Origin of the sequence: Thomasclavelia cocleata, assembly GCF_900102365.1 — a bacterium.
Taxonomy (GTDB): Bacteria; Bacillota_I; Bacilli_A; order Erysipelotrichales; family Coprobacillaceae; genus Thomasclavelia; species Thomasclavelia cocleata.
Genome location: NZ_FOIN01000040.1, coordinates 1 through 23,887, shown reverse-complemented (window position 1 = coordinate 23,887; position 23,887 = coordinate 1). Strand labels below are relative to the sequence as shown.

The window sequence follows — 23,887 nt, the reverse complement described above, 5'->3', positions numbered from 1 at the left end:
TTTACCTTAATATCAAGAACCATATCTTTATCATTTACATATTTAGGGTTAAGATCAGGATTAAGGACAGTGATTTGATGGCATTTAATATTAAGGATATTTTCGATAAAGAGTTTTAACATAAAGATACAGTCAGGATCTAGGTCATCACATAATAAATACTTGAATAGAACATCATTTTTAAAATCATTACAAAATTGTTTTGACATAGAAAATACCTCCTAATACTATATACAAAAGAATTATTTGTTTTACTTTATATAAAACAAAAAAAGTAAGAAATGTTATCTTACTTCTAGTATTAATCATGTAATTCTTTATATGATTTAAGACCATAAGCGCTATCTGCAGCTTTGATTGCATTATTGATTGCTTTAGCAATCATTTCGGTTGCTAAAATCCCAACTGCATCAGGCATGATTTCTACTTCATTAGTACTTAAAACAAAAATAGTATCTCCATCACTCATTGTGTGAACTGGATGAATTGCACGAGCGTAGCCGTTATGAGCAATACCAGCAATCTTTGTACATTGGGCCTTATCTAATTTGACATTTGTAATGACACAGCCAATAGTAGTATTTCCGTTTGGTAATTCACGAATTTTCTCTATTTGCTTAAAAATTACTTCATCAGCAGGAATAATACAATTATGTTCTTGATCATAAATCCCTGCAAGCTGCTCATTAGTTTTGTAATCAACGACATTACCACAAGCATTAACTGCAACTATAGCACCTACTTGAATATTATCAATTTGGACAGCACTAGTACCAATACCGCCTTTCATGGCATATTGAGGACCCATAATTTTACCTACACTGGCGCCACATCCTGCTCCATAATTTCCTTCTTTAATAGATTCATTTGTTTCACTATTTAAACAAGCTTGATAGCCCATTTCTTTATCTGGACGAATTTTAGGATTTCCAACCGTTAAATCAAATAAAGAAGCACTACAAACAATAGGAACATGAGCAACTTTCATATCAAAACCATAATTACGTTCTTCTAAATATTGCATAGCACCACTAGCCGCATCTAATCCAAAAGCACTACCTCCACTAAGCATAATTGCATTAATTTGTTGGACCATGTTGATTGGATTTAATAAATCAGTTTCACGAGTAGCAGGACCGCCGCCACGTACATCAACCCCAGCAGTTGCCCCTTCTTTACAAATAATTACAGTACATCCAGTACCAGCTTCTTGATTTTCAGCTTGACCAATTTGAATTCCTTTAATATCGGTTATTTTAATTTCTTTCATGTTATCACCCTTAATTATTGTACAATATTTTAGTAAAATAAAAAATAAAATGTAAACATTTAAATAAAATTCATATAGCTTTGCAAAATATAGATGATAACATAATTAAATATAGTATGAATGAAAAGGATGTTTTATATAAAATTTGGGTATTAATGGAAATTATAGAATAGTATTTTTATGATGAATATTATTTGGTTTATGTTAAGTGATTATTTTACTGTCATGATTTTTATTATTTTAAATAATAAAGCATAATTGTTATATCGTTAGTAAAGCTATGGTATACTATAACAAGTAAGTTAATTATTATCACCATATTATTAAAAGAATTTTTTATAGGTGTTTGTATTAAATATTGAGGGATTAAACTAAGGGACTAAGAAACTATAAGAGTTAAATTCTGATTTATTAGTAGATAAAATGATTTGATATATAAAAGGAGTGTGTGAAGATGATTGATTTAATTATTATTGGTGCAGGACCAGCAGGGTTAAGTGCTTGTTTGTATGCTTCAAGAGCAGGGTTAGATGTAATGATGCTTGATGCAGGGGCACCTGGTGGAAAATTAAACGTCAGTGCAGAAATTGAAAACTGGCCTGGTCAGAAAAAGAAAACTGGACCTGAATTAGCATACGAGATGTATGAACATGCATTATCATTTGGTGGTAAGCAAGAATATGGTGAAGTAACTAAGATTATTGATCATAATGATTTTAAAGAAGTTATTACAAATGAAAAATCTTATCAGGCTAAAGCTGTTTTAATTGCTACAGGAACAAAAGAAAGAAAAATGGGAATTCCATTAGAAGAAGAATTGACAGGTCATGGAGTTTCTTATTGTGCTGTTTGTGATGGACCATTTTTTAAAGGAGAAGAAGTTGCTGTTATTGGAGGCGGTAATTCAGCTTTAGAAGAAGCAATCTATTTAACTAAGTTTGTAAATTGTGTTCATCTAATTGTCCGTAGAGATGTTTTCAGAGCAGATAAAATTATTCAGGAACATGTTTTAGGTAATGATAAAATTAAAATTCACTTTTTAAAGAAACCACATCATATAATTGCTAAAGATAACAAAGTCGATAAATTAGCTATAGAAGATAGTAATACTGGTGAGCTTAGTGAATTATTAGTAAAAGCTGTATTTCCTTTTATAGGATTAGATCCAATTACTGAGTTTGTTAAAGATTTAGATATTACAGATGAACATGGTTATATTATAACTGATGAAACAATGCAAACTAAGGTATCAGGTATTTATGCAGCAGGGGATGTACGTAAGAAAGTATTACGACAAGTTGTTACTGCTACAAATGATGGAGCTATTGCAGGACAACAAATTGCTCATTATCTAGAAAATCAAAATTAAAGTGTTTTAAAACGAAGTCTATTGTGACTCAATATCGTCAATTTAAGACTGTAAAAACAGATAGGAATCCAATATAGGAAGACTATCTATTTTTATATTGAAATATAAAAGAAGTATTTTAACATATAAAGCTATTTTATGATATAATTGTAGTATAGAAAGAGGTGGGTTTATGTTCATTAAGGCTGTACAAAATAATAGAGGCAGGAAGGGAACATATTACTGCTCACTTGTTTAAGCCTATCGTGCAAATGGTAAAATTAAACATCGTACTATCCGTTCTTTCGGTCTTTTGACTGAAGAACAGCTTCCTTATCTAAAAGCTATGTATGCCAAAAAGAAACCTAGACTTGTGTATGATGATGATTAATGTCTGTCACTTCTACTTTTGAATATTTTGTTACTCTTTTGTCTCATGCTGATACTTTTCCGTTGCTAGAAAACAGGATAATTATTTTATTAGAAATTTTAAACTTGGGTTACCTGGATTGCTTAAATTCCTGCTTTCTAGAAATGGACATACTGTTTCAAATGAAATCAATCATTATTTTTCTGGATTTGATGCATTGGAAAAAGCTGTATCTAAACAGGCAGTCTTTCAGGCAAAGAAAAAACTTGATTATCATTTTTTCGCTTTTATTAATGCACAATTATGCAGGCATTACTATAAAAACAATAAATATAAAACATGGAGGGGATATAGTGTTATAGCTGTTGATGGTTCTATTGGTGAAGCACCATATACTAATGAATGTTTTTGTATGTTTGGTGCAGATATACCCAATAAAAAGTTTAATCAGGCTAAAACATCACCAAGAATATCTGGATTCTATGATGTACTTAATGAATTATATATCGATGTATCCATTACTAGGTTTAGCAATTGTTTCATTAGGATTCTATGGAAATAAGAAAAAAATTAAATAAAATAAGTTTTAAGAACAATTATTAAAAGTAAATAAACAGGATCACTAAAAAGTCAAACTCATTAGATTAAGATGAATTGATTGAAAAGTGGTTTTTTTTTTAGAATATAAGTTTATATATTATAAATATATAAAAGATAGTAATTTTGTCTTTAAAATTTTTAGTATTTGTTATTAAACTATAAAAGTTAAAAAATTGATTGATTTAAACAGATATATTATATACAATTATTATGTAAGCGCTTTAAAAACAACAAAAGTAGGGAAGTCGATGAAAGAAAAACTTTGATAAGAAATTAATTAAAATAAGAAAGGGGAAAATATGAAAACATTAAAAAAGGTATTTTTTAGTATGCTAATAACCGCACTTTTATTAAGTAATTTTCCATATAGTGTAGGGGTACATGCTAGTGAGACAAACATTGCTTTAAATAAGCCGGTTACTACATCAAGTGTGAGACCAGCTCGATCTGAATTAGTTGGTGCATTAGTGGTTGATGGTATTGATGATGATGAGAGTTCTCGTTGGAGTTCTAAGATGGCAACAGGTTTAGGTGAAAACGAAGGACCTTCAGAAGATGGAACAGTAGAACAATGGATTACTGTTGATTTAAAAAATGTGTATGATTTATCTATGGTTTATGTTTCTTGGGAAGGAGCATATGCAAAATCATATCAAATCCAAACTTCATTAGATGGGACAAATTTTACAGATATATATGTAAACACTAATGCAAAGGGTGGAAAAAAAACAATTGATAAAACTTCTTTTATCAATCCCGCTTTAGCTAAATATGTGCGAGTTAAATGTAATGAACCAGTAAAGGCCAGCTGGGGGTATTCAATTTATGAAATTAAACTGAATGGTACACAAAAAGATAATGAGAATTTAGCTTTATCAAAAGATGTATCGTATTCAGGAGTAGAAGGTGGAAAAGTTGGTGATAGTTGGAAATATCCACAATTTGTAGGGGAAAAGGTTGTTGATGGTGATAGTACAACTAGATGGTCAGCAGATAAAGCAGATAATCAATGGATTATTGTGGATTTAAAAGAAGTAGAAGTATTATCACAAATTAATGTTAACTTTTTTAGAGAGCCATTAGAATATACTGTTGAAATTTCTAAAGATGGTAGTGAATACACAACAATATTAGATGTAAAAGATAATCCGATGATTAATATTGAAAATATACGAGAAATTGTTTTTGATTCTCAAGAGGCAAGATATATAAAAGTTAATCAAACAGAGATGTTCACTAACCCTAGTAATGGTAATAAATATGGGGGAAGTATATTTGAAATTGAAGCATATAAATACGCAATGATAGAACCTGAAATTGAAAATGCTAAAATGGCACTTACAAAATTAGAATCTGAGGGATTTGAGTTACCTGAAAGTTCAAATAAAAAAATTGTTTTTCCAGAATCTATTACTAAGAATTTTGATGTTGAAATTTATGGATCTGATTATAAATCGATTATTGATTTAGATGGTGTTTATCATCAACCTTTAGTGGATAAAGATGTACATATTATGTATAAAATTATAAATAAGAATGATGAAAATGATATTGCAATAAGTAGTAATGATAATAGGATTCATGTTTATGGTAAGTATGAAAATAGTGGTGAAAATGAATTTCCTAATGTAATTCCTACAATTCAAGAGTGGCATGGAGAAGATGGGAATTATTCTATTTTGGATACTTCAAAAATAGTTTATAATGATGCTAGTTTAGAGGTACAAGCAAATATTTTATCTGGATATTTAAATAAATTAGTAGGGATTGAGGTTGATATCGAAAAAGGAACTAATCCAAAAAAGGGTGATATTTATCTTTCATTAACTAATAATGATAAAGCAGCTGTTCTTGGTAATGAGGGATATATCATGAAAGTTGGCGATTATGTTACTATAAATTCAACTACTGTAAAAGGTGTTTTTTATGGTGGGGTTTCTATAGTACAAGCATTATATTTAAATTCAGATGAGTTAGAAATTCCTAAAGGAATAGCATATGATTATCCAAAGTATGAAGTACGTTCAATTGCTTTAGATGTTGCACGTTCTGAAATTAAGTTGGATTATATTAAAGAGATTACAGAGATGTTACCTTTATTTAAGGTTAATGAAATTGTTATGCATATTAATGATGATCGTGGTGATAAAATTGCTGATACAACAATTGGATCAGAACAAAACATTAAGCAGACAAAGGACTTATCAGCATTTAGAATTGAAAATGATAAAAATATAGGAGATCATGCATATCAAATTTCTAAAGCTGATTATATTGAATATCAATTAGAAGCAGCTAAATATGGAGTTAGTGTAGTTACTGAATTAGATACTCCTGCTCATAGTGCAGTATTTTCACTACTTCCAGAAATGCATGATAATATGTATGATGTTCGTCATTTAAAAATATTAGATGATGCTTCAACTGATGTTAATAATGCTAGTTTGCATCAGCCAACAATTGATTTTATAGATGAATTAACACAAGAGTTGATTGGTGATGCACCAGGTGATGCAGTAATTCAAACACCAATTTTCCACTTTGGAACAGATGAATATAAAGCAACACCAATCTATTCAGAAGCAATGCAGCAATATATTAACCACTATACAAAATATGTTCAAGATCGTGGATATGAAGCAAGAGCATGGGCATCTAGTGATGGAAGCTCTGGTTTTAAAGGGTATGTAACACCACAAAATAAAGAAGTAACATATTATTTATGGGCACCATATTGGTCTGACGTTAAAAAGACTGTAGCTAATGGAAATCCAATCATTAACTGTTCAGGATCTTGGTTATATATTGTTCCAGGTGGAAATAATGGCTATAGTAATTATTTAAATATGGAAAAGCTATATAATGAATGGAGTGTAAATAATATTACTACTACTCGTGGAAGTGGTGGGGCTGTATTACCAATATCACATCCACAATTGAAAGGTGCTTCGGTTGTATTATGGAATGATGATGGATTCTTATTAGATGGGGTAAGTGATTTTGATATTTTTGATCGATTAAAATATGGGATTGCAATAATTGGAGAACGTACCTGGTATGGTGAAAAGACAGAAGAACAATCCTATGACAATTTTAAAATGGCTTATGAATATTTATTAAAAACAGGTCCTAGTGCAACAAGTAATCCAGCTAGGTATGTTTCAAGTAAGAGTGAATCAGTAGTTGATATTGATTTTGAAACTATAAATGATAATAAAGCAATAGATAATAGTGGAAATGGATATAATGGAGTATTCAATTCGACTACAGCAAAGGGAATAAGCGGTAATTCTTTAGTATTAAATGAGGATTCTTATTTACAAATGCCGTTTGATTCTATTGGTTTTCCAGCTTCTGTATCATTTGATATATATATTGATAAAGATACACCAAAAGAGGCAACTTTATTTGAAGGAAAAGATGGTAAAATAAATCTTAATCAAAAGAATAAAGCTGGTGAATATACAGATAAATTAGGTTATGAACGAGATGGTTATACATATATTTTTGATTATAGAGTAGAAACAGAAAAGTGGTTAAAAATCATGATAACGGCTGATAAAAATGGAACTAATTTATATGTAAATGATAAATTAATTGGTGTAGGAAGAAGAACTGAATTTGGAACTTATGTAACAAAGAATTTATCAACATCAATGATTTTACCTACTGAAAAAATAGGTTATGGTATCATTGGAAAACTTGATAATTTTAAAATTGTTAATGAATGTGTTAAAGTTCCAGGTCCAGAAAATATCGCATGTACAGCAACGAATACTGTTGCAAGTAATGTTTATAGTGATAGCTTTACAGGAATTAAAGCAATTGATAAATCATTAACTACACGCTGGGCAACAACTAATGATATTACTAGTGCAACTTTAGAATTAACATTTGACGAGGAAGTATCAGTAAATCAAACTAGAATTGTAGAATATAAAGCAGCAAATAATTATATAACAAGTTATAATATTGAATACTGGGATGGTCAAAACTGGGTTGTTGGAAGTAGCCATAATGTTGATAACTCTGAAAAAACTGTTGTTGCTGGGGTTACAAATGGATATGAATTTAGTAGTAATTTCGATATTATTACAGCTTCAAAAATTAGATTAAATATTACAAATGCTTCAAGACCTTCAATTTTTGAATTTGAGTTATTTTATAATGAAAATGAAGTAATAACTGTAGATAAAGGTGAATTAGAAAAAGTAATAAATGATGCAAATGAGTGTAATCAAGATAACTATACTGTAACTACTTATAATTCAATGGTAGAAATATTAAAATATGCTAAAGAAATCTTTAATACTGACTATATTACTCAGTTACAAATCGATGAAGCTACAAATGCTCTAAATGAAGCTTTAAACGATTTGTTGGAAAGAGCAGATATTACAGAAGCTCAAGCTTTATTAGAAAATTATAAAGATTTAAATAGTCAGTCATATAGTGAAGCTAGTTGGCAGTCATTTGAAGAAGCAAGACAAAATGTAAGTGATGCAATTAAAGATACAAGTGAATTATTACAAGAACAGTTAGATGAATTATGTAATAAGTTAGTTGAAGCATATAAAGCATTAGAAACTAGTATTAATAATAAACTTGCTCTAGCAACTGCAATAGAAATGGCAGAAAGTGCAAGTTTAGAAAATGTCGTACCTGTTGTCATAGAAGAATTCAATGCAGCTTTAGCTAATGCAAGAGAAGTATATGCAAATAGTACAAATCAAAATGAAATAGATGAAGCATTTGATCGTCTAGCCAGTGTAATGCATATGTTAGAATTCTACAAAGGAAATAAAGAATTATTACAAAAACAAGTAGATCAAATCAATGGATTAGAATCAAATAAATATATTGAATCATCATGGAATGCGATGTTACCAGTATTAGCTAAAGCAAATGAAGTATTAGGTAACGAAAATGCAATGCAGGAAGAAGTAGATGAAGTATATAGTGAATTAGTAAGAGCATTTGTTAACTTGAGATTAAAACCGAATAAAGATATATTAAGTGGTTTAATCAATAAAGTGAATGGACTAAATAGGACAAACTACACATCAGCATCATTAAAAGCAGTAGATGAAGAAGTAGAAAAAGCAACTATAGTATTAAATAACCTAGAAGCAACAAAAGAACAAGTAGAAGCTGCAGTGTCAGCTCTAACAAAAGCGATATCAGGATTAGAAGCAAAACTAGTAGAAACAGTAAAATCTGGAGATACAACAGTAAGTATAAAAACAGGAGATAATGGTTTAATGACAGTATTTGCAGGATTATCAATGTTAAGTTTAGCTGGGTTAAGTTTATTTAGGAAAAAAGAAGATTAATAAAATAAAAAATTGTTATAAATTAATTTTGAGATTATGTTAGGGTAGGTCGTTTGATCTACCCTTGTTTTTATACAACTAGCAATATGTTTAAAGTTACTTTGCCCAACAGGAATTATGAAACATTATTTTTAAACCCAAAAAACATTTAGAAGATAATAAATCTATTTTTATTCTATATAGGGTTAAAAGTATTACAGTAAATAAAGATAGTAAAGAATTAATGAAACTAGATGATGATATTTATAAAATTATCAAATCACATTTTGGTCCAAGATATACTTAGTTGGAAGAATATCTAAACTTGATAATTTGATTGAATTCAGAGATTCATCAGAAACAGGTGAATATTTTATCAAAGATTAAAAATTCTATATTACTTTAATAAAATACTGTATAAATTTTAATTATTTTCATAGGAACTCCATTTGGGGTTCTTTTCTTATAAAAACAATGATACGATTGTGATTTATGCAATCACTGTTTTAAAGTAGGGATTAAGTTTTAATTAAAGATAGTTATATATCATAATGGATATGTTATATTTTGTTGGCTGGTTAATATAAAAAAGGCTATATCATTCGATATATAGCCTAGTGAAAAGAATTTATATAGAAAAAATTGGATTTTTAAATATTTTTGTTATGATATAAATATATTTCATAAAAAGTTAAGATGATTGAGTGGACACTAAACTAGAGTGTTAAATATTGGAAAATAATCTTACAAAACTTCTATCTACAAATTAAACGCTTTCCTAGGTATGATTATACACGAGGGAGGCGGTCAGGGAGGAATTAAAATGATAAATGGGAGAATGCTAAAAATTATACACTATCTTTATAGTAATAAGGATACAACCTATAAAGATATTTCTAAAGATCTAGATATTAAAGAAAGACTAATTCGTTATGATATTGAAAAAATAAATGACTTTCTAGAAATTCAAAAATTACCTTTAATTGAAAGATTACCAAAAGGACGATTATTATTTTCTGATACTTTATCATTAGATGATTTTGAACAAGGACATGAATTTATTTTTACACAAAATGATCGAGTTTCTTTAATTTTACTATTATTACTTTTGGATCCAAAGCAAGTAAAGTTAAATAAACTTTCTGTAGAACTTCAAGTTTCAAGATCGACATTAAAAAATGATTTAGACTTGTTAGAAAAGCAGTTAGAAAAAGAACATATCCTACTTCAATATAATCAGACCTTTGTATTGATAGGTAATGAAATAAATATAGTCGATTTAGCAATTAAGGAATTTGAAAAATATGTAGATTTAGTTGCAGGAAATAAAGTATTAATTAACGCATTTGAGGAAAGAGTTTTAGATATAATTAATAAGTCTTTTAATTATATTAACCTAAGAAATGTTGTAATTTGGATAGATGAGTTACTAGATAGTATGCAGTGTTTATTGACTGATCAATTATATAAATGGTATGTTGCAAATGTTTTAATTTTATTGTGTTACATTATTAATGAAAGAACACATCCACTTGAAAAAACAAAAATAAATCCTGTTGAATTCACAATTTTTGATGCATCAATAAAAGAGTTAGAAAAAATTATTGAAAAAAAGATTACGTTAAAAAAACAAAATATATTAGTAAGATTATTAAATTATACTAATAAATATGGTAAGTATGAACAATCAATGGATATTATTCAAGTAGAGGCACTAACTAAACAGTTTATCTTATTAATGTCTGAAAAGATTGATTTACCATTTGAAAAAGATGAGATTCTTTTTGAGGGGTTAATAAATCATATGTCTGCTTTGATTACTAGGCTAAATCAGGGGATAACGTTAAATGATAATATTACTTCTATTTTATCTAATAGTGATATTAAAGTATTTGAAATTGTTTTATCAGTGACAAGAGAAATTGAACTTTTAAATCAAATTAATAATGATACTGAAATCACTTATTTAGCTATTCACTTTATAGCAAGTATGAAAAGAATTAAAGACAAAGAGTATAAAAGAATTTTATTAGTTTGTGGTTTCGGATATGGTACTTCAACAATGTTAAAAGAGACATTGATAAATGAATTTCAGGTGACGATAGTAGATATTATACCTACTTATAGGATTAACAGTTATCAAAAGTGGAATGATATTGATTATGTTATTTCAACATCACCAGTAAAATTGCCTATAGCTATAGATTTAATTTGTGTTCATCCAATCTTGACACAACAAGATTTTATACATATGAGAAATATGGGAATTCCACGAAAAACAACTTTAGCACACTATTACTCAATTAACCAACATTTGGATTTTTTAACAGACGATCAACGTTTAAGAGTATTAGAAGTTATTCAAAAAGAATTAGGAAACCAACTTGAAAAAAAGACAACAAAAAAAATAAATAAGTTAACAGATTTATTAATATATGAAAATATACAAGTAGTAGATCAAGAAATGAGTTGGCAAGAATCTGTTTGTGTAAGTACAGATATCTTACTTAAAAAAGGTTTTATAAATGAAAAATATGTTGAAGAAATATTTGAGGGGATTGAAAATCTTGGTTTCTATTCTGTAACTGATGAAAGTTTTGCTTTATTGCATGGTGAAAGTAATGAAACAATAAATCAGAGTTGTATGAGTTTATTAATTAATAGACAGCCAATAAAATTTAATGATAAAACAATTAAATTAGTATTTGTTTTAGCAAGTAAAGATAAAAAGGAACATATTCCAGCTGTAATAACTTGGGTAAGAATGATTACAAATACTAATGTTATAGACCGACTTACTCAGTGTAATGATCTACCTGAAGCATATCAAATCCTATTGGAATGTGAAAGAAAGGTGGTATAAAGATGAGTTCAATTATTCAAAAAGAATGTATTGTCTTTGATATTAATACTTATGATAAAAATGAGGCAATTTTAACTTTAGTAAAAAAGTTAAAAGAACAAGAAAAGATTACAAGTATAGATAACTTTTATCAAGATGTTTTAGATCGAGAAAAAATAGCTCCAACAGCAATTGGTTACAATATTGGTTTACCTCATGGTAGAACAAATAATGTAATAGAACCAGCTGTTTGTTTTGGAAGATTAAATAATGAAATTGTTTGGAATGAAGAGACTAAGGAAGTAGCAAATATTATTATTTTAATTGCTGTTCCTCAAGATAATGAAGGGAATTTGCATATGCAAATATTATCAAAATTAGCCCGTAAGCTAATGCACGAAGATTTTAGAAATCAATTATTAAATAGTAAAAAAGCAGAAGTATACAAATTATTATGTGAAGGATTGGAGGTATAATAAAAATGGATTTTAAAGAAAAATTTTCAACAATTAAAAAACATCTATTAACAGGAACATCACACATGATTCCATTTATTGTTGCTGGAGGGATATTATTCTCTTTGGCAGTTATGTTAAATCCTGAGGGGGCAGCAACACCTGAAACAGGATGGTTAGGAGATTTAGCGAGTATCGGAAGTGCTGGATTAACATTATTTGTACCAGTATTGGGAGGCTATATTGCATATTCAATTGCTGATAAACCAGGTTTAGCACCAGGGATGATAGGTGCTTATCTTGCAAGTCAAGTTGGTGCTGGTTTTCTAGGTGGTATTGTAGCTGGATTTATTGCTGGATATGTGGTTAAAGCTCTAAAGAAAATTAAGTTACCTATTTCATTAAAGTCGTTAGGTTCAATCTTTTTGTACCCGCTATTTGGTACACTAATTACTGGAGGAATAATTGTCTGGGTAATAGGGACACCAATATCTGCTATTATGGAAGGATTAACAGGCTGGTTAAATTCACTAAGTGATGCAGGGAAAGTTCCTTTAGCATCAATTTTAGGGGCAATGACTGCATTTGATATGGGGGGACCAATTAATAAAGTTGCAACATTATTTGCTCAAACTCAAGTTGATACATTGCCTTATCTAATGGGGGGAGTCGGAGTAGCTATTTGTACACCACCAATTGGAATGGGAATTGCAACATTGTTAGCTCCAAAAAAATATAATACAGAAGAAAGAGAAGCTGGAAAAGCAGCTATACTTATGGGTTCTGTAGGAATTACTGAAGGAGCAATTCCATTTGCAGCTAATGATCCATTACGTGTAATTCCTTCAATTATGGTTGGAGCAGTAGTAGGTAATATTATTCCTTTTATGATGGGAGTGTTAAATCATGCACCATGGGGTGGATTAATTGTATTACCAGTTGTTGAAGGATGGCCAGGTTATATATTAGGAATTGTGGCAGGGTCTTTAGTAACAGCTTTAATGGTTAATTTCTTGAAGAAAGAGAACAATGATATAACTGAATATGATAAAGAAATTAAAATTGAAGAAGATTTTGATATTGAATTTACAGAATTATAAAAATTGGAGGTAAAGAAATGAAAGTAGTAGGTGTAACTTCTTGCCCTTCTGGTGTAGCTCATACTTATATGGCAGCAGAAGCATTGGTAATGGCAGGGAAAAATTTAGGAATTGAAGTGAAGATTGAAACACAAGGTGGTGCAGGAGTCGAAAATGAATTAAATGCAAAAGATATTGAAGAGGCAGTTTGTGTAGTATTAGTTAATGATGTCGCTATTAAAGGTGTTGAACGTTTTAAGGGTAAGAAAGTTGTTAAAATGGGAGTATCAGATATTATAAAAAAAGCGGAACCATTAATGGTTAAAATACAAAAAACATTTGGTTAATAGGGGATCTCCCCTATTTTTTTAATAAGTAGAAGGGTGTTAAATTTTGTAAAAAAAGGTTACAAATGTTCTAGCTTATATATATGTGATTGCTATGTTAAAGTTAAAATATAAAAAATTATAAGAGAAGGAGAAAAAGATGAAAGGAAAAAAGAAACAAATTTTTTCATATCTTGCAAGTGGATTAATTACAGCATCAACAATTATTAGTGCATGTCCAATTAATGTTCTTGCAGTAGAAAAAAGAGATCAGTTAATTCAAGATGAAATTTTATGGCATACTTCATTTAATGATGCAACAGGTTTTTTAGAAAATACTGTTGATCAAACAAAAGGTAGTGAAAATGTTGAAGGGTTTGTACCAGCTGAAAAAATTAAAGGAGATATTACAACATCTGTTTTACTTAGCAGTGTCACTGGTAGTAGTGATTTTAATAATGATGAAAGAAAAATAAAACTATTTGATAGTGATAGTGGAACAAAGTTTTTAACAAACGACAATGTACCAAGTGTGGAACAACCAGTATATGTTGAATTTGCTTTTGAACAAGCACAAATATTAGATCGTTATGCTATGGTTTCTGCTAATGATTCTCCAGAACGTGATCCTAAAAATTGGATTTTCTTTGGTTCAGTAGATGGAGAAAATTGGGTGGAAATTGACAGCCAAAATAATCAAAACTTTGAAAAAAGATTTGAGAAAAAAGAAGTGATTATTGAAAATCCAACTGCGTATCAATATTACAAAATTGAAATAACAGCTAATAAAGGAAATGATAAATTAACTCAATTTGCTGATTTATTATTGGGAACTGGAAAAGATTCACAGGAGGTTCAAGAGCCTACCATGATTACTAAAATTTCATCTGGTCCAAGTGAAGCATGGAATCAAAAAGTTAATGCTGGATGGGATGATGAATATGCTCTTGAAATTTCAGGTACTCATTTAGGAACGGAAGCAGCGCATTCATGGAATGTCCTATATAAAGATTTAAATATTACAATTGATGAAAATACTGCATTGAGCTATTTGATTTTCCCTGGTCTAGTTGATAGCGAATATGATTATAATTGGACTCAAATGAATATGGCGGTGGATCTTAAATTTGCTGATGGAACATATTTAAGTGATGCAAGTATTGATGATACTAATGGTAATTTATTAACACCACAAGGACAAGGGGATTCTCGAACATTAGTAACTAATCAATGGAATAAAATAACTGCACGTTTAGGCCAATATCCAAGTTTAAGAGGTAAAGTCATTACTGAAGTTTTAGTTGCTTATGATAATAAAGATAATAAGGCCAATAAAGATGTTGACTTTAAAAATTATTTAGATGACATTAAAATCTTTGAAGAAGCATTAGAAGATTATGATGATAATAATCTAGCGGAATATGTAAATATTTTACGAGGAAGTAATGATACTTCGAATTTTTCAAGAGGATTGACTGCACCATTAGTAACTAGACCTCATGGTTTTAATTTTTGGGCACCAGTTACTAATAGTGGAGATAATAAGCTATATACATATCAACAAAATGGCAATATAGGAACACTAAAACATATTACAGTGAGCCATGAACCTAGTTATTGGGTTGGGGACCGTGGTAACTGGGAATATATGGTTAATACAAGTATTGATCCAAATGGAACAGGTTCAATTGGAGCTAATGAAAGAGCAGCTAAATTTTCTCATGAAAACGAAACTGCAAAAGCTCATTATTATGGAGTTGAATTTAATGAAGGGAATGCACAAGGAGCTAAATTAGAATTGTCACCAACTATGCATGGTTCAGCAACAAGATTCACATTCAATGATAATGCAAAATACCATAATGTAATTTTAGATACAGTTCGTGGTAGTGATAAAAAACTAGTTTTAAATGAAGATAGAAAATCATTTACTGCTCAATCAAATCCAAATAGTAATGGAATGAAAATGATGTATGTTTATGGTGAATTTGATACTAAGTGGACAAGTCAACGTTATGGAAATAGTAGTCAAAATTCAGCTATTTTAAATTTTGATGACGAAACTACAGTTGAAATGAAAGTAGCAACATCTTTCATCAGTTATGAACAAGCTAAAAAGAATTTAGAGCTAGAATTAAATGGAAAAGATTATGATGATATTTATAATGAAGCACGTGAAGAATGGAATGATAAGTTAGATGTAATAACTGTTAAAGGTGCTAGTCATGAACAAAAAGTAACTCTTTATTCAAATTTATATCGTATGTTTGCTTATCCAAACTTATTATCTGAAAATACTGGAACAAACCAAGAGCCAGTATGGCAATATAAGAGTACTGTAAGTAACGATGTGAAAGATGGAGAATTATATTATAATAATGGTTTCTGGGATACATATCATACAACATGGGCTGGATACCAATTATTAACACCATCAAAATATGAAGAAATGTTAAATGGATTAGTTGAACATTATAATGATGGGGGCTGGGTTCCTAGATGGGTAGCACCTGGGGGAACAAATTCAATGGTTGGTACTAGCTCAGATGTAATCTTTGGAGATGCAGCTGCTAAAGGTGCAAACTTTGAATTAGAAGATGCTTATAAATCTTCATTAAAGAATGCTGCTGTTGCAAATATAGAAAATCTTACTTTAGGTGGTAGAGCAGAATTAACAACTTCTATTTTTAGAGGTTATACCACTAATTCAACTGGGGAAGGTTTTTCATGGTCGATGGAAGGTTATATCAATGATTATGGTATTTCTCAAATGGCACAAAGACTTGCAAATGAAGCTTTAGAAGCAGGTGACAATGAAACTGCTCAAACATATCAAGATGAAGCAGATTATTATCGCAATAGAGCGTTAAATTATGTAAAATTATTTGATGGATCATCTGATGATCCTACTGAAAAATGGTTTAAAGGTAAAAATGCTAGTGGTCAATGGACTGGTGGAGATAGCTTTGATCCAATTTTCTGGGGTGGAGATTATACTGAAACAGATGCCTATAATATGACTGTTACAGTGCCACAAGATGGAAATGGTCTTGCTAACTTATATGGGGGTCCTGAGGCTTTAGGTAAAAGAATGGATACAATCTTTACAACAAAAGGAACATACAATGGTTATAATGCTGTTGATGGAGTTGGTGGTATCCATGAACAAAGAGAAGCACGTGATGTGAAATTGGGACAATATGGTCATAGTAATCAACCATCACATGGAATTATTTATATGTATAATTATGCAAAACAACCATGGAAAACTCAAGCATTAGTACGTGATGTATTACATAGATGTTATGTTGGTGGTGATTTTGGACAAGGTTATATTGGTGATGAAGATAATGGTGAAATGAGTGGGTGGCAAATTTTATCATCATTAGGTTTCTTCCCCGTAAATATGGGTAGTGGTGAATTTGCAATTGGTTCGCCATTATATGATGAAGCAACTATTCATTTAGAAAATGGTAAAACAATGATAATTAAAGCTAACAATAACAGTGATGAAAATGTTTATATCCAATCAATGACAGTTAATGGTGAAACTTATAATTCAAGCTTTATTTCTTCACAAATATTAACTGATGGTGGAGAAATTGTATTTAATATGGGTTCTACCCCTAATAAAAACTGGGGAGTTGATGGTGAAGGGACATCACTTACTAGTGGTACACAGATACCTAATCCTCAAGAGGATTTAACAGTTTCTAACTTAGATGTTAAAGATGAATTTAGTATAAATGTAAATAAAGATACAGTTTCTGGAAATGGTATTAGTAATATTGCTAATTTATTTGATAATAATTCAAATAATGCTGCAACATTTACTGAAGATACAGATTTATATTATAGCTTTATTAGACCAGTTAAAGTTAATATGTTAACTTTAACATCTACAAGAAATCAACAAGCAGAGGCTCCTGATTCATTTGTATTGTATGGATCAAATGATGGTGAAATCTGGTCAGAACTTTCAAGTAGAGAAAATATAGAATTTGAATGGGGAAGATATACTCGTCCATTTAGTAGTGATGGTACAAAAGGATATCAATATTACAAATTATCATTAAAAGGTGGAACTACATTATCAGAAGTTGAATTAATTGGTTATACTAATGATTATTCATCTATTGATAAAGAATTATTAAGTAAAGTAATTGAAGCAGCTAGAGCAGTTGATCAATCACAAATGGGTGAAGCTGTTAAACAATTATTAAATGAGGGGATTGCTGTTGCTCAATCAGTAGTTGATAATGCTGATGCTACTCAAGATGAGATTGTTGCTCAATATATAGCTTTACAAAATATTTTAAATCGTATTAGTAATATTAGAGATGGTTTAACAAAAATAGAAGCAGAAACCTTTGATACAAATCATAGCAGTATAGTAAATGATGGAACTAATATTGGTGGTGTTAAAAAGGATACATGGGTTGGATATAAGGATGTAGACTTTATTGTAGCACCTGATCAATTAGAAGTCAGATATTCTGTTCAAAATAGTGATGGATGTTTGAAAGGTGGAATTGAAGTACGCTTAGATTCACGTGATAGTGAATCACTATTCACTGTAGAAACTACTCATACTGGTGGATGGAATAATTATGTAACCACTACAGTAAATATTCCAGAGAATGTCCAAGAACAATTTATAGGGTTACATGATGTATACTTTACGTTTGTTGGAAATGATTCTGCTGATGCAAATAAAGCATATGTAGCTAATGTTGATTATTTCGATTTTAATAAGAATACAGTTCAATACAATTTAACTTTAAAAGATAATCTTGAAGGTAATGCTAAAGTTGAGTTTATTGATAATCACGGAAATAAAATTGAAAAAGCAAGTGCTGGAGATGTAGTTACAATAAATATTTTAGATATTAATAATAGTAAAAATTTAACAGATGTTAAGATTAATAATACTTCAATTGTAATAGAAGAAATAAATAATGGTTTTACAGGTTCATTTGTAATGCCAGATAATAACGTTGAAGTAGAAGTTGTGTTAACAGATGTAATCAAGGTAAACAAAACAGCATTAACGATAGCAGTAGAAATAGCAAATGAAATTGGTGATGATCAATTATCAAATGTTGTACCAGCAGTAGTAAATGAATTTAAAGCGGCTTTAAAAGAAGCGATAAGTATATTAGCGAATGAAACTGCAACCCAAGAAACTGTTGATAATTCATTTAATCGTTTAGCAAGAGCAATTCAAATGTTAGATTTTATTAAAGGTGATAAAAAACAATTAGAGGCTCAAGTTGAAGCAATGAGTAAGTTAATCAAAGAAGAATATACAACAGTAACATGGAATAAATTTGAAACTATATTAAAACAAGCAAAACATGTATTAGCAAATGAAAATGCAATGCAAGAAGAAGTAAATGAAACATATGATAAATTAATTCGAGCATATTTAGAATTAAGATTAAAACCTAATAAAGATTTATTAACTGACCTAATAAATAAAGCCCAAGGATTAAATGCAGCAAACTATACAGAAGCAACATGGAAAATATTAGAAGAAACACTAATAACTGCAAAAGCCGTAGAAACTAATGAAGAGGCAACTGAATTAGAAATAAATAATGCTAGAGCAGCCATGGAAAAAGCAATTAAGGGATTAGAAGTGAAACCATCTTTACCTGGAGAAATAATAAATCCAGTTGTTCCACAAAATAAAGATGATAGAAAAGAAAAAGCGATTAAAACAGGAGATATAATAAACTTTGTATATCCAGTTACAGGATTAGCTATTGCTTCAATTGTATTAGTTATGAATAAAAAAAGAAAATAATTTTTATCTATTAGAAAGCTATTAACAAATTATTATAATTTGAAATAGCTTTTTAACTATTAAATAAACATTTTATATTATTTGTATATTCCTAAAACTAAATTACAATTTTATGATACTAATAAAAATTTTCAAAATATGAAAATGATAACTTAAATAAATGCATTGACTGTAAGCGCTTTAAGTGATATCATAATGGTGTAAAAATTGTAAATAGTGTGTAACTGGTAGTGCAGGCATTAGCTATACTAAAATATATAAGAAATTTATATTTTTTATATAATACTTTTAGTGTTGCTAATGCTTTTTTTAATGAATATGCGCGCATTCATTAAAACATTTTGACAATGTTTTACGATTGAAACTGAAAAGAGGAGAGAGAGAAATGAAAAAAACTTGTAAACGTGTACTTGCTACATCAATGTCGATGGCTCTTATGTTAACTAGTTTAGTACCAGCATTTGCAAAGACTACAGATGGTAGTATTTCACAACGTGAAGAAAAAAATGCTGAACTTTCAATGAATTTAGCAACACAAGGAATGGTCTTATTAGAAAATAACAATAATGTGCTTCCAATTGCCAAAAAAGCAAATATTGCATTGTTTGGTGGTGGTGCTTATTCAACCATTAAGGGTGGTACAGGATCAGGAGACGTTAATCAACGTTCTGTAACATCAGTATGGGATGGATTTAATAATGCAGGTTATAATATTACTTCTACCGATTGGTTGAATGCTTTTAAAACTGCATTCGAAGAAGGGGGAGGAAGTACAGGTGGAGTTTCTGGTGCTAAGTTAGTACCTGATATTGAAGTAACCGATGAACAAATTGAAAAAGCTAAAGAAGGCAATACAGATACTGCAGTATATGTTATCGTACGTAGTTCTGGAGAATTCGCTGATCGTAAAATGAGCGATTACTATTTAACCGATATTGAAAGAGCAAATATTGAAAAAATGTCTGCTAACTTTGATAATTCAATTGTTGTTTTGAATGTTGGTGGAATAATGGATACTAAATTTTTTGATGAAATAGAGGATTTAGATTCATTACTTTTGATGTCTCAAGCGGGAATGCGCAGTGGTGATGCAGTAGTTAAAGTATTAAATGGTGAAGTAACCCCATCTGGAAAATTAACAGATACTTGGGCAGTAAACTATGAAGATTATCCATCTTCAGATAATTTTGGTGCTAATGATGGAAATATCTCACAAGAAGATTATACAGATGATATTTATGTGGGGTATCGTTATTTCGATACATTTAATGTTACGCCAGCGTATGAATTTGGATATGGATTATCATATACTGATTTCAATATTGATGTAAAAGATGTAACAATTGATTCTAAAAATGTTACTGTAAACGTAAAAGTAACAAATACTGGAAAAAAATATTCTGGTAAAGAAGTTGTTCAATTATATTTCTCTACACCTGATGGTGAATTAGAAAAACCATATCAGGAATTAGCTGCATATGGTAAGACTGATGTTCTTGATCCTGGAGAATCACAAATATTAACATTATCATATACTACAACTGAGATGTCTTCATATTCTGAAGATAAGGCAGCTTATATTATGGAAGCAGGGGATTATTTAGTTAGAGTAGGTAACAGTTCAAGAAATACCCATGTTGAAGCAGTTGCTACATTAGATAATTCTTGTGTAACAGAGCAGCTAAGTAATCAAAAAGTACAAGATGAAGATATGACTATTTTATCAAATGAGGGTGTTACACCTTATACATACGCAGGTGAAGCAGATGAAATAGCAGCAGCAAAAAAATTCATTTTAGATTCTACCTCTATTAAAACTGAAAATAATGCTTCTCAGTATAAAGATCAAAGCATAAAAAGTTATGTATATGAAGGCAGTGATTACGAAGCAGTAGATCAAGAAAGTAATCCACGCTATACAAAACAACCAGATGGAGTAAATAATACTACTCCAAGTCAGCAGCTTCCTACATATGAAGAAAAAATTGTGGAAGTAGAAAAAACTATTGATAAGCCAACATTATTAGATGTTTATCAGGGGAATGTAAGTATGGAAGAATTTCTTGCAAGTCTTACCCCAGAAGAAATGTCATATATTGTTGAAGGTATAGGATGGGGAGGAAATAGTACCCCAATAATTGGTGCTCAAAGTAATTCAGTAAAAGGTGCTGCAGGTGAAACAACTAGTAATTATTATGAAACTAGAGCAATACCAAATATTGTTTTGGCTGATGGACCAGCAGGTATTCGTATTACACAAAGCTATGAAGATAATGGAACAACTTATTATCAATATTGTACAGCCTTTCCAATTGGTACATTAATCGCTCAAAGTTGGGATAAAGATGTAGCAGAACAATTTGGTAAAGCAATTGGTGAAGAAATGATTGAAATGGGTGTAACAATGTGGCTTGCACCAGGAATGAATATACATAGAAATCCACTTTGTGGACGTAACTTTGAATATTATTCAGAAGATCCATTAGTTTCAGGAGTAACAGCAGCAGCTACAACTATTGGAGTACAAAGTTATGAAGGTATTGGTGTTACTATCAAACACTATGCTGGAAATAACCAGGAAGATAATCGTAATGCTGTAAATAATACAATTACAGAACGTGCTTTCCGTGAAATTTATTTAAAAGGATTTGAAATAGCAGTAAAAACATCTAACCCTTTAGGAATTATGACTTCTTATAATTTGAATAATGGGATGCCAGCAGCTGATGACTATGAGTTATGTACTGACCTTGCAAGAGGTGAATGGGGCTTTAATGGACTTATTATGACCGATTGGGGTGGAGGTCAATCTACACCAGTAAATTCAATGCACGCTGGAAATGATTTAATTATGCCAGGTGGTTCATCTGCTTCAATTAGACAAGCGGTAGAAGATGTAGCGCCTACATTTGGAGCAGACGGATATGTAACTGTAACTCAAGGTTGGGGAAGTTCCACAGAGAATTGGAATGATTTTATCTTAGATGTTAATGGTTCTAAAACAGTAACTGCATTAATTGCAGCAGATACTGAATTAAGTGATAAAGTGCAGGCTAAAGTTGATGAAGGAACAGCAGTAATAAATTATGCTGAAGATAGTTTAACTCCAGTTTCTGTAACTTATAAAGGTGAATATGCAAATAATAATAATTTACCATTAGGAGATTTACAAAATGCAACTCGTAATGTTTTAAATGTTATTATGGATTCTACACAATTCAAAAAAATTGGCGAAGAAAATGGTATTAATGTAGAAATTGGTAAATTTGCAAAAAATGCTGGATTAGGTTTGATTTTGGGAGTAGAAAAATCAAATATTACAACAGTAAATAAAGTAGCTTTATCAATTGCTGTAGAAATAGCAGAAAAAGTAAGTAAAGATGAATTAGATAAAGTAGTACCTGCAGTAGCCAATGAATTTAAAGCAGCATTAGAAGAAGCTAAAGTTCTTTTGGATGATCAAAGTGCTAATCAAGAAGCTATCGATGCATCATTTGATCGTTTAGCTAAAGTCATTCAAATGTTAGATTTTATTAAAGGTGATAAAACTAATTTACAATTATTTGTAAACAAAATAAAAGATTTAAATTCAGACGAGTATACTAATAGTACATGGAATATATTTAAAGCTTCATTAACAAAAGCAGAAGCAATTTTAAAAGATGAAAATGCATTAGAGCAAGAAGTTAATGAATCATACGATGCTTTAGTAAGATCATATTTAGGTTTGAGATACAAACCAAATAAAGATTTATTAAATGATTTAATAAATAGAGCAGAAGAATTAAATGTAGAAAATTATACACAAGCATCATGGGGTATAATGCAAGCAAGATTATTGACTGCCAAAGAAGTTTTATTAAACGAAGATGCAACTCAACAAGAGGTTGACGAAATCCAGGCATCATTAACAAATGCAATTGAAGGATTAGTCACTAAACCTGAAAGCCCAGTAAATCCAACTAATCCTGATAGTACAGTAAAACCAAACGGATCAGTAGATTCAAATGTCTCAAATGGTGTAGTAAAATCAGGGGATAAATCAGTAGGTATTAATACTGGTGATGATATAAATCTTATTTATTCGATAGCAGGACTAGCGGTTACATCAATAATCATAGCAGCAAATAAGAAAAGAAAACATATTTAAAGATTATTAATAGTATACTAAAAAGGGGCTGTAACGAGTAAATAACTCATTTCAGTTTCAAAAAAACGAAAAAAAACACGGTCATCCGTGTTTTTTGGTATAATGTTAGTTATGAATACAACACTACACACAAAAAATTATAACGCATATCAACCGAATATGCTACTGGATTTTTCATTATCTTTCGAAAAAGATATTGCTCATGATGATATTTGTAGAACTGTTATTGAAGTTGCGGAAGGGATCAATGTTGCTAAGTATGTCGATTTCTCTAACAGAAATTCTTATGGGTATAATGGGGTTATGATGTTTAAAATCCTTATTCT

11 protein-coding genes and 1 pseudogene are annotated in these 23,887 nt (G+C 30.0%); 10 read left to right on the top strand and 2 right to left on the bottom strand.

The annotated features are described in order from the left end of the window. Together BMW96_RS11485 and BMW96_RS11480 are read right to left on the bottom strand one after the other, a co-directional pair. A pseudogene (locus BMW96_RS11485) lies at positions 1–209 on the bottom strand (hypothetical protein); the annotation flags it as partial. A 92-nt stretch (positions 210–301) separates the two neighbouring features. Then, positions 302–1,270 carry a P1 family peptidase gene (locus BMW96_RS11480; protein ID WP_092356048.1) on the bottom strand — a complete coding sequence of 323 codons (969 nt, stop codon included), beginning with the start codon at positions 1,268–1,270 and terminating at the stop codon, positions 302–304. A 454-nt stretch (positions 1,271–1,724) separates the two neighbouring features. On the opposite strand from BMW96_RS11480, the gene trxB reads away from it, so the two are divergent. The 10 genes from trxB to BMW96_RS14400 all read left to right on the top strand — a co-directional run. Continuing rightward, positions 1,725–2,639 (top strand): thioredoxin-disulfide reductase, encoded by a 915-nt coding sequence (gene trxB, locus BMW96_RS11475; protein WP_092356045.1) that lies wholly within the window; start codon positions 1,725–1,727, stop codon positions 2,637–2,639. Positions 2,640–3,127: 488 nt separating this feature from the next. Next, positions 3,128–3,550, top strand: coding sequence for a hypothetical protein (locus BMW96_RS11465; protein ID WP_092356042.1), 423 nt, complete (start codon positions 3,128–3,130; stop codon positions 3,548–3,550). A gap of 337 nt (positions 3,551–3,887) precedes the next feature. Next, positions 3,888–8,921 (top strand): discoidin domain-containing protein, encoded by a 5,034-nt coding sequence (locus BMW96_RS11460; RefSeq protein WP_092356039.1) that lies wholly within the window; start codon positions 3,888–3,890, stop codon positions 8,919–8,921. Between the two features lie 802 nt (positions 8,922–9,723). Beyond that, entirely contained in the window at positions 9,724–11,763 is a 2,040-nt protein-coding gene (locus BMW96_RS11455; RefSeq protein WP_162207531.1) for a BglG family transcription antiterminator, read from the top strand. A 2-nt stretch (positions 11,764–11,765) separates the two neighbouring features. Next, the gene (locus BMW96_RS11450) at positions 11,766–12,218 is read left to right on the top strand and encodes a PTS sugar transporter subunit IIA (RefSeq protein ID WP_092356033.1); all 453 of its coding nucleotides are present in this window, start codon (positions 11,766–11,768) and stop codon (positions 12,216–12,218) included. Positions 12,219–12,223: 5 nt separating this feature from the next. Next, positions 12,224–13,297, top strand: coding sequence for a PTS fructose transporter subunit EIIC (locus BMW96_RS11445; RefSeq protein ID WP_092356030.1), 1,074 nt, complete (start codon positions 12,224–12,226; stop codon positions 13,295–13,297). A gap of 17 nt (positions 13,298–13,314) precedes the next feature. Then, positions 13,315–13,623, top strand: a complete 309-nt coding sequence (locus tag BMW96_RS11440; protein WP_092356027.1) for a PTS fructose-like transporter subunit IIB — start codon at positions 13,315–13,317, stop codon at positions 13,621–13,623. 139 nt (positions 13,624–13,762) lie between these two features. Then, the gene (locus BMW96_RS11435; protein WP_092356024.1) at positions 13,763–19,411 is read left to right on the top strand and encodes a GH92 family glycosyl hydrolase; all 5,649 of its coding nucleotides are present in this window, start codon (positions 13,763–13,765) and stop codon (positions 19,409–19,411) included. Positions 19,412–19,796: 385 nt separating this feature from the next. Further along, complete coding sequence (locus BMW96_RS11430; RefSeq protein WP_092356021.1) at positions 19,797–23,561, top strand: beta-glucosidase; 3,765 nt, start codon at positions 19,797–19,799, stop codon at positions 23,559–23,561. Positions 23,562–23,672: 111 nt separating this feature from the next. Next, positions 23,673–23,887 (top strand): transposase (locus tag BMW96_RS14400; RefSeq protein ID WP_472573231.1); only part of this gene is annotated, 215 nt, incomplete at its 3' end.